Annotated in this window: 16 protein-coding genes and 1 other RNA gene; 9 read left to right on the top strand and 8 right to left on the bottom strand. The window is 63.1% G+C overall.

The annotated features are described in order from the left end of the window. Positions 1–68: 68 nt before the first annotated feature. Positions 69–971: an NAD(+) diphosphatase gene (nudC, locus tag MHY87_RS04175; protein WP_239349639.1), complete on the bottom strand. Its 903-nt coding sequence runs from the start codon at positions 969–971 to the stop codon at positions 69–71. Between the two features lie 2 nt (positions 972–973). Further along, the gene (locus tag MHY87_RS04170) at positions 974–1,384 is read right to left on the bottom strand and encodes an HIT domain-containing protein (RefSeq protein ID WP_239349637.1); all 411 of its coding nucleotides are present in this window, start codon (positions 1,382–1,384) and stop codon (positions 974–976) included. Between the two features lie 668 nt (positions 1,385–2,052). Between MHY87_RS04170 and ffs the strand changes: the two genes are divergently transcribed. The 7 genes from ffs to MHY87_RS04135 all read left to right on the top strand — a co-directional run bounded on the left by ffs (position 2,053) and on the right by MHY87_RS04135 (position 7,846). Beyond that, positions 2,053–2,151: signal recognition particle sRNA small type (gene ffs, locus MHY87_RS04165), an RNA gene on the top strand. 117 nt (positions 2,152–2,268) lie between these two features. Then, positions 2,269–4,092 carry a DNA polymerase III subunit gamma/tau gene (locus MHY87_RS04160; RefSeq protein ID WP_239349635.1) on the top strand — a complete coding sequence of 608 codons (1,824 nt, stop codon included), beginning with the start codon at positions 2,269–2,271 and terminating at the stop codon, positions 4,090–4,092. A gap of 15 nt (positions 4,093–4,107) precedes the next feature. After that, complete coding sequence (locus tag MHY87_RS04155) at positions 4,108–4,428, top strand: YbaB/EbfC family nucleoid-associated protein (protein ID WP_239349633.1); 321 nt, start codon at positions 4,108–4,110, stop codon at positions 4,426–4,428. A gap of 7 nt (positions 4,429–4,435) precedes the next feature. After that, positions 4,436–5,041 (top strand): recombination mediator RecR, encoded by a 606-nt coding sequence (recR, locus tag MHY87_RS04150; protein WP_239349631.1) that lies wholly within the window; start codon positions 4,436–4,438, stop codon positions 5,039–5,041. Positions 5,042–5,142: 101 nt separating this feature from the next. Next, positions 5,143–5,988, top strand: coding sequence for a 2,3,4,5-tetrahydropyridine-2,6-dicarboxylate N-succinyltransferase (dapD, locus tag MHY87_RS04145; RefSeq protein ID WP_239349629.1), 846 nt, complete (start codon positions 5,143–5,145; stop codon positions 5,986–5,988). A gap of 2 nt (positions 5,989–5,990) precedes the next feature. Next, on the top strand, positions 5,991–7,154 hold the full coding sequence (dapE, locus tag MHY87_RS04140) for a succinyl-diaminopimelate desuccinylase (protein ID WP_239349627.1): 1,164 nt from the start codon (positions 5,991–5,993) through the stop codon (positions 7,152–7,154). A gap of 101 nt (positions 7,155–7,255) precedes the next feature. Beyond that, positions 7,256–7,846 carry a hypothetical protein gene (locus tag MHY87_RS04135; protein ID WP_239349625.1) on the top strand — a complete coding sequence of 197 codons (591 nt, stop codon included), beginning with the start codon at positions 7,256–7,258 and terminating at the stop codon, positions 7,844–7,846. Here the strand turns inward: MHY87_RS04135 and truA are convergent. From truA to def, 4 genes are read right to left on the bottom strand one after another with little or no spacing between them, the layout of a single operon-like run. Then, on the bottom strand, positions 7,843–8,586 hold the full coding sequence (truA, locus tag MHY87_RS04130; RefSeq protein ID WP_239349623.1) for a tRNA pseudouridine(38-40) synthase TruA: 744 nt from the start codon (positions 8,584–8,586) through the stop codon (positions 7,843–7,845). The two genes, MHY87_RS04135 and truA, sit on opposite strands and share 4 nt — an antisense overlap. A gap of 1 nt (position 8,587) precedes the next feature. Further along, on the bottom strand, positions 8,588–9,082 hold the full coding sequence (locus MHY87_RS04125) for a GNAT family N-acetyltransferase (protein ID WP_239349621.1): 495 nt from the start codon (positions 9,080–9,082) through the stop codon (positions 8,588–8,590). 9 nt (positions 9,083–9,091) lie between these two features. Further along, positions 9,092–10,024, bottom strand: coding sequence for a methionyl-tRNA formyltransferase (fmt, locus tag MHY87_RS04120; protein WP_239349619.1), 933 nt, complete (start codon positions 10,022–10,024; stop codon positions 9,092–9,094). After that, on the bottom strand, positions 10,021–10,539 hold the full coding sequence (gene def, locus MHY87_RS04115) for a peptide deformylase (RefSeq protein ID WP_239349617.1): 519 nt from the start codon (positions 10,537–10,539) through the stop codon (positions 10,021–10,023). The genes fmt and def overlap by 4 nt, the downstream gene beginning before the upstream one ends. Positions 10,540–10,623: 84 nt before the next feature. On the opposite strand from def, the gene MHY87_RS04110 reads away from it, so the two are divergent. Then, positions 10,624–11,811 carry a DNA recombination protein RmuC gene (locus MHY87_RS04110; protein ID WP_239349615.1) on the top strand — a complete coding sequence of 396 codons (1,188 nt, stop codon included), beginning with the start codon at positions 10,624–10,626 and terminating at the stop codon, positions 11,809–11,811. Positions 11,812–11,921: 110 nt separating this feature from the next. After that, positions 11,922–12,425, top strand: coding sequence for a ferritin-like domain-containing protein (locus tag MHY87_RS04105; RefSeq protein ID WP_239349613.1), 504 nt, complete (start codon positions 11,922–11,924; stop codon positions 12,423–12,425). 70 nt (positions 12,426–12,495) lie between these two features. On the opposite strand, the gene MHY87_RS04100 is transcribed toward MHY87_RS04105, so the two are convergent. Together MHY87_RS04100 and argB are read right to left on the bottom strand one after the other, a co-directional pair. Further along, complete coding sequence (locus tag MHY87_RS04100) at positions 12,496–13,227, bottom strand: pyrimidine 5'-nucleotidase (protein ID WP_239349611.1); 732 nt, start codon at positions 13,225–13,227, stop codon at positions 12,496–12,498. Positions 13,228–13,310: 83 nt separating this feature from the next. Beyond that, entirely contained in the window at positions 13,311–14,225 is a 915-nt protein-coding gene (argB, locus tag MHY87_RS04095; protein WP_239349609.1) for an acetylglutamate kinase, read from the bottom strand. Positions 14,226–14,272: the final 47 nt, after the last annotated feature.

The following is a 14,272-nucleotide window of genomic DNA, read 5'->3' as shown; positions in this document are numbered from 1 at the left end:
AGAATGAGACACCATACTCGTCATGCGATCCCGGGTTCCGCTTTGCGGCCCCGGGATGACGTGCTGAGTTAGCCCTTCACCCATTCCCTGAGAAGGTGGTTTGCAATCGCAATCGGGGAAGGTGCTGCGAAATCCTCGTGCGTGCCGTCCAGCATGCGCCGCACGTCGTCCTTCGTGAACCAGCGAGCATCTTCGAGTTCTTCTCTGTCGAAGTTGATCTCCTCGCTGATCGCTTCGCCGACGCAGCCGATCATGATGTTCGACGGGAAGGGCCAGGGCTGCGAGGTCATGTAGCGAACCGCGCCGACGCGGATTCCAGCCTCCTCGAACACTTCGCGCCGTACCGCATTCTCGATGGTCTCGCCCGGCTCCAGGAAGCCCGCGAGGCATGAATAAACCTTGTCGGCAAAGCGCGGCTGGCGGCCCATGAGGCATGTGTCGCCGCGCGTGATCAGCATGATCACCACCGGATCGGTGCGCGGGAAATGCTGCGCGCCGCAAGCCGTGCAATCCCGGCGAAAGCCTGCCTGAGCAGCAACCGTCGGCGCACCGCAATTGGCGCAGAAGCGGTGGCGGTTGTGCCAGTCCAGCATGGTCTTCGCCATGGCGAGAATGCCGAGCTCCTCCGCCGGCACGAGCCCGCGAACGGCAATCGAGCGCAGATCGACAGCCGTGTAATCGGGATCGTTCTGGAACAGCTCCACAGCGTCGGGTGCGGCGAGCGTCGCGATGACCGGGCGGTCCTGCAACGTGCCGAGAAAAACCTGCTCTTTATGGGCAGGCAAACGGCTCAAGGTGGAAAGCGGCAGAAGGCCTGTTCCAGGCTCGCCGGATCGCAGAATCGGCATGTCGCCGGCAAGCAGCACCAAGGCACTTTTCGGGTCGTTGACCGCCTTAGTGAGCGCCTCGGGATCGCGCTCCGCGCTGTGACGGACGAGAGGATTGGTGATGTAGCCGATGGGGCGCGTCATGTTCAGGCTTCAGCAAAGAGAGCGGCGGCGCGCTCTATGAGGGCGGTGACCGCGTGATCCGGATAAGGCGTGCGAGTGCCATGGCCCCAGACCGGACCGGGCCAGGCTGGATCGGATCGGAAGCGGCCGATCACATGCACATGCAGTTGGGTCACGATATTGCCGAGCGCGCCCACATTCACCTTGTCGGGCTTGGACAGCGCCAGCATCACTTTCGTCGCGATGCGGATTTCCTGCGTGAGCTGGGCATATTGCTCGTCCGACAGGTCGGTGATCTCGCTCACGTTCGGGATGCGGGGCACCAGCACGAACCAGGGAAAACGGGCATCGTTCAGGAGAAGGATGGAGGAGAGAGCGAGGTCGCCGATGGGGATCGTATCGGCCTCGAGCCGGGAATCGAGCTGGAATGTCATGGAGCGTATCTAGCCGAGGTTGCTGCCCGCTGTCAGCCGTCTCCGCATAAGAGGAAGTCTGACGGGAGGCCGTGATGACGCGTGCCTGCCGCGCAACAACACGTCATCCCGGGGCCGCGCAGCGGAACCCGGGATCGCAGGACGAGAGTGGCGCCACATCCTGCGTACGATCCCGGCTCGGCTGCGCCGTCCGGGATGACGAGCGGCGGAAAGGGATGGTGCTTTGGTCAGAGGCGCATGTTCCGCTTTTGTTCTTGACTTTGGTCCTAACCTTGGCTATGGGTTGGATGTCCCGGCTCAATGAGGGGCGCGCTCGCGAGGCGTCGTGATTGTCGGAGCCGGGAGCGGTCCTGTGTCAGGCTTCGCAAGCCTGTCGGCGGGAGGCCCATCGTTGAAAGACACGGTGTACGCCTAAAAGAACCGTGCGCGAGGAGCCGTCGGGTTCTTCTCTCACTCACACAGCCGAGCCAGACGCCTCCTCGCGCCTCCCTCGACCCCAAAACCTCGGAGCCATCAGCTCGCGAGGATGTACCTGCATGTTCATGAGGTCCAGCGACAATGCCACGCATCCAGGACCTGCTTTCACTTTCCTCTGTGCAAGCCGGGGATGGCGCGCCGGAGCGGTCTTTCCAACTTGCGTTCCCTGCCCGAAACGCCCATATAGCCATTGGGAGGTTGGCGAGGGACGTCTCACTCGCCAACCGGGTCAGATCCGGAAGGAAGCAGCCCTAACGAGACCGAACGGGTCTTCGTCCAGCCTCCCACCTTACACAGCATTTTTCGGCGAAGTGGCCCCGGTTCGACGTCAAAAAATGCGGCCAACAAAGAGAGATGGTTCCACGCAAGTGGAAGCAGCTCCAGAGTTTCCCAAAGCCTTGCAGCCGATGGACGACACCACAGCCGGCACGCCCCTGAACGACGAGCCGGCCCTGCCGGGCTTCCCTGCCGCGCCCGCTCCCGAGGCGAAGGCTTCGCCTTATCGCGTTCTTGCCCGCAAATATCGCCCCCGCACCTTCGATGACCTGATCGGTCAGGAAGCGATGGTGCGCACCCTCTCAAATGCCTTCGAGACCGGGCGCATTCCCCAGGCCTGGATGCTCACCGGTGTCCGCGGCGTGGGCAAGACCACCACGGCCCGTATTCTCGCCCGCGGTCTCAACTACCAGAAAGAGGATGGCACCGGCGCGCCCACCATCCACATGCCGGAACTCGGCGTGCATTGTCAGGCGATCATGGAATCGCGCCACGTGGACGTGCTGGAGATGGACGCCGCGTCCCATACCGGCATCGACGACGTGCGCCAGATCATCGACGGCATCCGCTATTCGCCGGTCTCGGCCCGCTACAAGGTCTACATCATCGACGAGGTTCACATGCTCTCGGAGAAGGCGTTCAACGCCTTCCTGAAGACACTCGAAGAACCGCCGCCGCATGCGAAGTTCATCTTCGCCACCACGGAAATCCGCAAGGTCCCCGTCACCATCCTGTCCCGCTGCCAGCGCTTCGACCTGCGCCGCATCGAGGCCGACAAGCTCGTGGCTCATCTCGGCCGCATCTGCGAGGCCGAAGGCGTGCAGGCCGAGCAGGAAGCGCTCGCGGCGATTGCCCGCGCGGCGGAGGGTTCGGCCCGCGACTCGCTCTCGCTGATGGATCAGGCCATCGCCCATGGCGCGGGCGTGGTCACGCCCGACACCGTGCGCGACATGCTGGGACTGGCGGATCGCACGCAGGTGCTCGACCTGTTCGAAGCCGTGATGCGCGGCGATGTTCCAGCCGCTTTCGCAGGCCTTCGCTCGCAATACGATGCGGGCGCCGATCCGGCGGTGATCCTGTCCGATCTCGCCGCCTTCTCGCATGTGGTCACGCGCCTGAAGCTGATCCCTGAAGCCGCGAAGGATCCGGCGCTCTCCGAGATCGAGCGCACGCGCGGTCTGGAGTACGCGCAGAAGCTCTCGGTGCGCACGCTCTCGCGCGCCTGGCAGATGCTGCTCAAAGGCATTCCCGAGGTTCAATCCTCCAACCGTCCGATCTCGGCGGCGGAGATGGTGCTCGTGCGCCTCGCCTACGCCGCCGATCTGCCGACGCCTGACGAAGCCTTGCGCGCGCTGAAGGACGGCGCGCCGGTTCCGACCGGCGGTCCGGCGCCTGCGCCGACGCGCCCCACGGGCGGACCGGCTGTTTCCGGCAACATGGCGCTTGCAACCTCGCAGCCGCAACCGCAGCCGCGCGCTCAACCGGCGCAAGCAGAGCCGACCATGCGTCTTCGCCGTTTCGAGGACGTGGTGGCACTCGCCGGCGAGAAGCGCGAGATCGTGTTGAAGTCGGCATTGGAGCGCGATGTGCGCCTCGTGCGTTTCGAGGAAGGCCACATCGAACTCAGCCTCGCGGAATCCGGCAACCGCACCATCGCCAATGAGCTGTCGCGTGCGCTCCAGTCATGGACCGGGCAGCGCTGGATGGTGTCGCTGTCCTCGGAGGAGGGTGCTCCCACCTTGCGCGCTCAGGCCGAAGCCGCCGAGCGCGAGCGCAAGGAAGGCGCCGCCAATCATCCGCTCGTGCAGGCTGTCCTGTCCAAGTTCCCCGGCGCGCAGATCGTCAACGTGATCGAGCGCGCGGACAAGGTGGGCGAGGATGCGGAGACGGAAATTCTGGGCGAAGCCGATGCGCTTGCCGCGCATGAGGCGGAAGCCGACGACGATCTCTTTTAGTTCGAGGATACGGTCATGAAAGACATCATGGGACTGATGAAGCAGGCTCAGGCGATGCAGCAGAAGCTGCAGGATGCGCAGGCCGAGCTGGACAATCTCGAAGTCGAAGGCACGGCCGGCGGCGGTGTCGTCACCGTGAAGATTTCCGGCAAGGGCAACCTGAAAGCCATCAGCATCGATCCGTCGCTCATGAACCCGGACGAGAAGGAGATCCTCGAGGATCTCATCGTCGCCGCCATGAACGACGCGCGCGGCAAGGCAGACCGCGCCGCGCAGGAGCGCATGGAAAGCCTCACGAAGGGATTGCCGATCCCGCCCGGCCTGAAGCTGTTCTGAGGCCCACATGGCGCAGCACGTTGCCGGCCCCGAGATCGAGCGCCTGATTCAGCTACTCGCGCGCCTGCCGGGCTTAGGCCCGCGCTCGGCGCGCCGTGCCGCGCTTCATCTCATCAAGAAACGGGACACGCTGCTCAATCCGTTGAGCGACGCCATGCGCGTCGCCAATGAGCGGATCGTGGTGTGCTCGTCCTGCGGCAACGTCGATACGTCCGATCCCTGCACCATCTGCCGCGATCACAAGCGCGATCCGTCGATCCTGGTCGTGGTGGAAGACGTGTCCGATCTCTGGGCGTTGGAGCGCTCCGGCGCGATCAACGCGAAATATCACGTGCTCGGCGGCGTGCTCTCGCCGCTCGATGGCGTGCGGCCCGAGCATCTCAACCTCGACCGTCTCGTGACCCGTGCGTCCGAACCCGGCGTGGCGGAAATCATCCTCGCGCTTAACGCCACGGTCGATGGGCAGACGACGGCCCATTACATCACCGAGCTTCTCGGCCACCTGCCCGTGAAGGTGACGAAGCTCGCGCACGGCGTACCGGTGGGCGGCGAACTCGATTACCTCGACGAAGGTACGCTTTCCGCCGCCATTCGCCAACGCACATCGTTCTAAGCGGCTTTGAGAATTCTGCATCGGGATATGCGCATGCGGATGACAGTTTCAAATCCCGTTGCTAATCAAAACACGATCATCCTTTTGCCCCGAGAGAACACATGTCCCTGACCGATCTCGCCCGCACCATCGATGCCGCCTGGGAAGACCGCGCCAATATCGGCGTCTCGACCAAGGGAGCCATTCGCGAAGCCGTTGAGGAATCCATTCAGCTTCTCGATTCCGGCAAGGCGCGCGTGGCCGAGAAACAGGTCGACGGCGAATGGCAGGTTCATCAATGGCTCAAGAAAGCGGTTCTCCTGTCCTTCCGCCTCAACGACATGGAAGTCATTCAGGGCGGAGCCGGTGATGCGACCTGGTGGGACAAGGTGCCCTCCAAATTCGCCGGTTGGGGCGAGAACCGCTTCAGGGATGCGGGCTTCCGCGCCGTTCCCAACTGCATCGTGCGTCGTGGCGCCTATATCGCGCCGAACGTGGTGCTGATGCCGTCCTTCGTCAATCTCGGCGCCTTCGTGGACGAGGGCACCATGGTGGATACCTGGGCCACGGTGGGTTCCTGCGCGCAGATCGGCAAGCACGTGCATCTTTCCGGCGGCGTCGGCATCGGCGGCGTGCTGGAGCCGCTCCAGGCCAACCCCACCATCATCGAGGACAACTGCTTCATCGGCGCGCGCTCCGAAGTGGTGGAGGGCGTGATCGTGGGCGAGGGCTCGGTGCTCTCCATGGGCGTGTTCATCTCCGCCTCCACCAAGATCATCGACCGCAATACCGGCGAAACCTTCATCGGCCGCGTCCCGCCCTATTCGGTGGTCGTCCCCGGCTCGCTCCCCGGCAAACCCTTGCCCGATGGCACTCCCGGCCCGTCCCTCTACTGCGCCATCATCGTGAAGCGCGTGGACGCGCAGACCCGCGCCAAGACTGGCATCAACGAGCTGTTGCGGGATTGATAATGGATACCTCACCCCTCTTCCTCGCCCAGTCGCTCCTCCGCTGCCCCTCCGTGACGCCGGAGGAGGGCGGCGCGCTGTCCTTCATCGAAAGCGTGCTCAAGGAGGCTGGGTTCGAGGTGCATCGCCCGGTCTTTTCCGAGCTCGGCACGCCCGATGTCGAAAACCTCTACGCGCGCTACGGCACCGGCAAGCCGTACCTGCTTTTTGCAGGCCACACGGATGTAGTGCCGCCGGGCGATCTGGGGCGCTGGCGGCACGGGCCGTTCAGTGGCGAAATCGAAAACGGCGAGTTGTATGGACGCGGCGCCGTCGACATGAAGGGCGGCGTTGCCTGCATGATGGCGGCGGCGCTCGACTTTATCCGCGAGAACCCGGATTTTCCCGGCTCCATCGGCTTCCTCATCACGGGAGACGAGGAGGGGCCCGCCATCAACGGAACGGTCAAGCTCCTCGAGTGGGCGAAGGGGCGCGGCGAGCGCTTCGATCATTGCATCCTCGGTGAGCCGACCAACCCCAACCAGCTCGGCGACATGATCAAGATCGGGCGGCGCGGTTCGCTCACCGGCAGGATCGTCGTGGAAGGCAAGCAGGGGCACGTTGCTTATCCGCATCTGGCCGATAATCCCATTCCCGGCATGATGCGCCTGTTGGAGGGACTCCTGCGCCAGCCTCTCGATCACGGCACGGAGCATTTCGACGCCTCGAACCTCGAAGTGACCACGGTCGATGTGGGCAATCCCGCCTCCAATGTGATTGCAGCCGAGGCGCGCGCCACTTTCAACATCCGCTTCAACGACACTTGGACACCTGCGAGCCTGGAAGCGGAGATCTCCCGCCGCCTGAGCGAGGCTGCGGGTAACAGCGTTCGCTACACGCTTCACGTGGAGCCGACGAACGCGATCGCGTTCCTCACGCCGCCAAACGAGTTTGTGGGCTTCATCTCTGACGCCATCGAGGCCGAGACAGGCATCCGACCCAAGCTCTCCACCACGGGCGGCACGTCGGATGCACGCTTCATCGTGAAGGATTGCCCGGTGGTCGAGTTCGGCCTCGTCGGACAGACCATGCACCAGATCGACGAACGGGTGGCGGTGGCGGATCTCGACCGGCTTACTGCTATCTATCGCAAAGTATTGAACGCCTACTTCGCGCCTGCCTCTTAAGAGGTAAGCACGGCTGTATTCAACTAAAGTCGGATTCGGGCCGGAACGTTTGCGACTCCCGCCTGTTTCCCGTGAGCATCCACACTCAAGCGAGGCTGCTCATGATCGTCACGGCAGATGAGGTCAATCGCTCGTTCCGGGGAACGCTCGACCTGCTCCACAGCAGGGCCGAGGGGCTGAAATCCTTCGACATGAGCGAGCGTGGCTTTTGGCGCTCATTCGCCGCGATCTGGCTGACGTTGCCAGCCTATGTCGTCTCGCTTGCCCTTGAGCGTATGCGCCTTGGGTTGCTGCAGCCGGACCGAGCCTTGCTCGACAGTTTCTGGCTCGATGCCGTCGTGGCCTTGAGCCACATAGCGAGCTTTGTCGCTCTGCCTCTCGCGATGATCTGGGTCGCCCGTCGCTTCAACCTGACGAAGGCCTACGTGCCCTTCGTCATCGTGACGAACTGGATCACGGCCATGGGGCTGCTCGTTTTGTCCGTGCCCGCCATGCTCCTGCTTCTCGGCTGGGCCACGCCGTCGCTTGCCAGCATCTTCAGCCTGGCCTTCGCGATTATCATCGTGCGGATGCAATGGTTTGCCAACAAGGCGACGCTCGGCCTCTCGAATTTGCCGGCTCTCGGAATCGTGCTGCTCGGGATCGTGCTCAATTCCGGCATAGGCAGCATCACCCGCGCGCTTCTCGGTTAGTCCGGATAATCGACGCCGATCAGGTAAAGCCCCGTCGAGGGAGCCATCGGGCCGCAGCGGGTGCGGTCACGCGCTTCAAGCGCCGCGCGCACATCCTCGACGGACCAGCGGCCCGCGCCTGCGCGCTCCAGCGTTCCGGTCAATGAGCGCACCTGATGATGCAGGAACGAGCGTGCGGAGGCATAGATGCGGATCTCGTCGCCGATGCGCTCCACATCCAGACGGTCGAGAGTGCGGATCGGGCTGTTGGCCTGGCATTCCGCCGCGCGGAACGTGGTGAAGTCGTGCTTGCCAATAAGCGTCTGCGCGGCCTCGTGCATGATGGCCGCATCGAGAGGCCAGGCTACGTGCCACACACGGCTGGCATCCAGCGTCGGCGGAGCGCGGCGGTTGAGGATGCGATAGACGTAATGCCGCTTGATAGCGGAGATGCGCGCGTTGAACGTGTCCGGCACGATCTGCGCGGACAAGATCGCGACGGGTGCGCGTTTCAGGTGCGCGTTGGTGGCGTCGCGCACCGTGTCGGGGCGCCAGTCCTTCGCGAGATCCACATGCACCACCTGATGCGTCGCGTGAACGCCGGAATCCGTGCGTCCGGCGCAATGGATGCGCACCGTCTCGCCGGCAAAGCGCGCGATGGCATCCTCCACCGCCTGCTGCACGGAGAGACCGTTCGTCTGATGCTGCCAGCCTGTGAAAGGCGTGCCGTCGTATTCAACGACGAGCTTGTAGCGGGGCATGTCACTTCAATTCCGCGAAGGCCCGGGCATAGGACACCGGGCCGTGAGCCTCTTTTCCCTTGTCGGACAGAGCAAGGGCCTGGAGATAGGGCCCGTCATAAGGGGTTTTCAGCTGGCTTGCCAGCCGTGGCGTGAAGCCGAAGCGGCTGTAGTAATCCGGGTCGCCGAGAACCACGACCAGATCGTAGCCGTCGCTTGTCAGTTTCTCGAGGCCATAGCGAACGAGAACCGAGCCGACACCCTTCGCCTGGAACTCCGGCCTGACCGCTAATGGTGCCAGCACGACACCTCTAATCGCAGGCGTCTCATGCAGGGCGAGACGCGAGAAGGCGATATGACCGGCGGGCTTGTCGCCATGAGCGATCAGGGACAGGATGAGGTCTCCGTCATCGTGCAGGTGCCGCACGAGTTCGGCTTCGGTCAGCTGTCCGAAAGCCTCCGCGTAGATGGTGTAAACCGCAGTCCAATCGGCGGCTTCCTCTACGCGGATAGTCATGGATCGACCTCACATGAAGCGGGCGCCCGGAGCGATCCTCACGCCGCGAAGGAATTCGTCGAAGGCAACAGGCCCCTTACCGGCGCGCTGAACCTGGATCAGGCGCAAGGCCCCATCGCCACAGGATACCGTACCATCGCCGTCGATCAGTGTCCCGCCGTCGCCGGAGCCTTTCCCCAGCGTCGCTTTCAGCACCTTCACCCGCTCGTCGCCCTTACCGAAATCGGTGGTAAAGAACGCGCCGGGGAAGGGCGACAGGCCGCGGATGTGATCGTGCACGGCCTGCGCGGGCTTCGACCAATCGATCCGCGCATCCTCGTTCTTGAGCTTGTGAGCGTAGGTCACGCCCTCTTCCGGCTGCGGCGTGAAGCCAAGGCCTCCTCGGGAGAGAGCGGCGAGCGCGCGCACCATCAGGTCGGCGCCCAGCACCATCAGCCTGTCATGGAGTTCGCCCGCATTCATGTCGGGAGCGATCGCCACCTTCTCGACCATGGCGACGGGGCCGGTATCGAGGCCCTCTTCCATCTTCATCACGGCGACGCCCGTCTCCTTGTCGCCTGCCATGATGGCGCGCTGGATGGGGGCAGCGCCGCGCCAGCGGGGGAGGAGCGAGGCGTGAAGGTTGAGGCAGCCAAGTTCCGGCGCTTCAAGAATGGCCTTCGGCAGGATCATGCCATAGGCCACCACCACCGCTACATCGGCGTCGAGACTGCGGAACTGCTCCGCCGCTTCCTCGGTGCGCAGGGTCTTGGGGGTAAAAACCGGAATGCCGAAACGCTCCGCCATCTTGTGGACGGGGGAGGGCTTCAGCTCCATGCCGCGTCCGGCGGCAGCGGGCTCGCGGGTATAGACGGCGACGACCTCGTGGCCTTGGCCGACGATCTCCGCCAGCGTGGGCACCGCGAAGTCCGGTGTGCCCATGAAGACGACGCGCAGGCTCATGCCCCGACCTCGCGCTTGGCGGCTTTCTTGAACTTGGTCATCACCCGGTCCCGCTTGAGCTTCGAGAGATAGTCGATGAACAGAACGCCGTTAAGGTGGTCGATCTCGTGCTGCACGCAGGTGGCTAAGAGGCCGTCCGCCTCCTGCTCCACGGTCTCGCCCTGGAGGTTCAGGTAACGGAAGCGCACCCGGTCCGGGCGCTCGACCTCCTCGTAATATTCGGGGATCGACAGGCAGCCCTCCTCGTAGACCCGCTTCTCCTCGGAGGCCCAGACGATCTCCGGATTGATCAGCACCATGGGCTCACGCTCGTCCTCGGTCTTGGACACGTCCATGGTCACCATGCGGACAGGCAGGCCGATCTGGATCGCCGCCAGGCCCACGCCGGGGGCGTCATACATGGTTTCCAGCATGTCCTCGGCCAGCTGGCGGATCTCCTTCGTGATTTCCTTAACGGGCTCGGAAATCAGGCGGAGCTTGGAGTCGGGAAGGATGACAAGGGATCTGATGCTCATGATCGCGGGAGATAAGGGCTTCCAGGAGGATGGTCAAATCGTTCGTGATATGTTCGGATGCCGCCGTCAACCGGAAGTATGGCCATGAACGATGTCGTCCTGATCCTCGGCTCCCATGCCCTGACCTGGGGGCATGTCGTGATCGGCATGGCGGGGTTGGGTCTTCTCCTCCTGATTCTTGTCACCGTGCTGCTCCTGCGGACGCGGCGGGAGAAAGTTCTCGAGGGGGCGGTGGCCGAAGAGCGGTCCCGGGAGATGGACGACAAGGTCGCCGAGCTCACCCGTATCCAGGCTGAGATGACCGGGCGGATGCAGACCATCGCGGAGGTCTTCGGCTCCCGCCAGAGCGATTTCGTCCGCATGATTTCCGAGCGTATCGACGGGCTCCAGCATCGCGTCGGGCAGGGGCTGGAAACCTCCACGCGCCATCAGAGCGAGAACCTGTCGAAGCTTAACGAGCGGCTTGCCGTCATCGACGCCGCGCAGCAGAACCTCAGCAACCTCACCGGCGAGCTCATGGGACTGAAGGACATTCTCGCCAACAAGCAGAGCCGCGGTGCCTACGGCCAGGGGCGCATGGAGGCGATCATCCGCGACGGGTTGCCTGCGAACGCCTTCGAGTTCCAAGCGACGCTTTCCAACCGCACGCGCCCCGATTGCCTCGTGCGGCTGCCGGGAGATGCGCGCGGCCTCGTGATCGACGCCAAGTTCCCGCTGGAGGGTTTCACGTCCTTCCGCGAAGCGAAGGGCGAAGAGGCGCGTGCGCGCGCGGCAAGCAAAGTGCGTGGCGACATGCTGGTGCATGTGAAGGACATCGCGGAGAAGTATCTCATCCCCGGTGAGACGCAGGATATCGCCATGCTCTTCGTGCCGGCGGAATCGATCTATGCGGATCTCGCCGAGCATTTCGACGATGTGGTGCAGAAGGCGCATCGCGCGCGCATCGTCATCGTTTCACCGTCGCTTCTCACGCTTGCGATCCAGGTCATGCAGGCGCTCGTGCGGGATGCCCGCATTCGCGAGGAGGCGCGCGTGATCCAGGTTGAAGTGCAGAAGCTTCTTGAAGATGTGAGCCGGCTCGACAGCCGCGTAGCCAAACTCGATGCCCATTTCCGTCAGGCGCAGGACGATGTGGCCCAGATCCGCGTTTCCACGGACAAGATCGTCAAGCGCGGAGAGCGGATCGAAACCCTGGAATTCGAGGATGGAGACGCGCAGGCCCGCGCCGAGATGCTGCGTCTTCAGGGGCGCGATCTGCGGATCGTCGAATAAGCCCGGAACCGCCTCTCCCTGACGACGTTCTCCAAGCTCTGGCTGACGCGCCATGCGAGTGCTGGCGCTCGCATCTTGGATGACATCGCAATCGGGAAGGATTGAGCGCTATGGGTCTCTTTTCGAAGGACATCAAGTCTCTGGACGATCTCTTCGTTCACACCCTGCAGGACATTTACTACGCCGAGCAGCAGATCACGAAGGCGCTGCCGGAAATGATCGCAAAGGCTTCCGATCCTCAGCTGAAGCAGGCTTTCCAGACGCATCTGGGTGAGACGCAACAGCAGATCCAGATGGTCGAACAGGTCTTCCGCATGCACGGCCACGATCCGAAGGGTGTGACCTGCCCGGCCATTGACGGCATCATCGACGAAGCGCAGGAGATTGCCGGCGACATCGAAGACCCGCAGGTTCTCGACGCTGCTCTGCTTGCCGCCGCGCAGGCTGTGGAACACTACGAGATTACCCGCTACGGCACGCTCGTCGCATGGGCCAAGCAGCTCGGCCGCGAGGATTGCGCCGGTGTGCTGCATCAGATTCTCGATCAGGAAAAATCCACCGATCAGAAGCTCAATCGCATTGCCGAGAGCAAGATCAACACGAAGGCTGCTTAAGACCTTCGCTGATGTTCGAGAGATGGCCTCCGAAAGGGGGCCATTTCTTTTTGCAGCTACATTGAGGGGTTTACTTCACCGGCAGCGCATATTGGCGCAGGAACTCCGCGAGATCGTTGGTGATGTAGTCGATCTCCGGCGTCTTCACCGCCTCCTGCTCGAAGCTCTCTCGGAACGGATCGACGGTTTTCGGCACGATCAGTGTCGTGGTCATGCCGAGTTCATGCGGGACAGTGAGATTCTTGGCGATATCCTCGAACATGGCCGAGCGCGAAGGCTCCACGCCATGCCTGTCGAGAAAACTCTCATAAGCACGCCGCTCGGGCTTGGGCACGAAGTTCGATGCCGCAATGTCGAACACGTCCTCGAAGTGATCGAGAATGCCGATCTTCTTAGCCACGTTCTCCGCGTGCTTACGCGATCCGTTGGTCAGAATGAGCTTGCGGCCGGGCAGCTTCTCGATGGCCGCGCCGAGGCTGGCATTCAGCTCGATGTCAGTGTGATCGATATCGTGCGCGAAATCGAGAAAGTCGTGCGGATCGATGTTGTACTCATCGACCAGGGCTTTCAGTGTGGTGCCGTACTTATGATAGAAATATTTTTGCAGCGCCTTGGACGACAGGCCGTCCAGCCCGAACAGGTTTGAAACGTAGAGCGTGATGCGCTCGTCAATCTGCGGCCAGACCCGCGATGTGTGCGGGTAGAGCGTATTGTCCAGGTCGAAGATCCACGTGTCCACATGCGAGAAAACGCGGGATTCGGCGGATGAGACGTGGTTTTCCAGAGGCGGCTTAGCGTTCATGACCTTAAAGACGGCAATGGGGCCGTGCGGCCCCACTGACTTCAATATAGTGATTGTCCCGGCTGCCGGGAAGGGGGAGGGGCTTAACCCCGCCGGATCAGCGTTCCCGCTCCGTGGTCCGTGAACAGCTCCAGCAGCACCGCATGGGGCACCTTGCCGTCAAGGATGACCACGGCCTCCACGCCCCGCTCCAGGGCATAGATGCAGGTCTCGATCTTCGGGATCATGCCGTCGGTGATGGTGCCGTCGGCGATGAGGCGGCGGCAATCCTCGATGGTCATCTCGGGGATCAGGTTCTTGTTCTTGTCCAGAACGCCCGGAACGTCGGTCAGGAGCAGAAGACGCTTGGCCGTCATGGCGCCTGCGATGGCGCCTGCGAAGGTATCCGCATTGACGTTATAGGTCTGGCCGTCCTGGCCGATGGCCACGGGGGCAAGAACCGGAATCAGCTCGGCGCTGAGCACCTGGTCCAGAACCTCGCGGTTCACCTTCTCCGGCTCGCCGACAAAGCCCAGGTCCACCACCTTCTCGATGTTGGAATCCGGGTCCACGGCGGTGCGGGTCGCCTTGCGGGCGATCACCATGTTGCCGTCCTTGCCGGAAAGGCCCACGGCCTTGCCGCCCTCGGTGCCGATCCAGCCCACGATCTGCTTGTTGATGGAGCCCGCGAGCACCATCTCCACGACCTCGACCGTGGCCTGATCCGTCACGCGAAGTCCGCCCTTGAACTCGGACTTGATGCCGAGCTTTTCCAGCATCTTGCCGATCTGCGGCCCGCCACCGTGCACGACGATGGGCTTGATGCCCGATTGCTCGAGCAGCACCACGTCCTCGGCGAAGTCCTCGGCCGCCGCGCGGTCGCCCATGGCATGGCCGCCATACTTGATCACGACGACTTGCTGGTCGTAGCGCTGCATATGCGGCAAGGCCTGCACGAGGACCTCGGCCTGTACATGAACGTCGGGGAGCTGGTGAGTGATCGAGGCTTTATCGGACATCGGCGGCCTTGCAGGTGAATCTCGCTAAACGATCTGCGTTCTAGCCT

Source organism: Microvirga sp. ACRRW, assembly GCF_022346925.1.
Lineage (GTDB): Bacteria > Pseudomonadota > Alphaproteobacteria > Rhizobiales > Beijerinckiaceae > Microvirga.
Note: the sequence above shows the minus strand (reverse complement) of the source record. Positions and strands in the feature narration are given on the sequence as shown.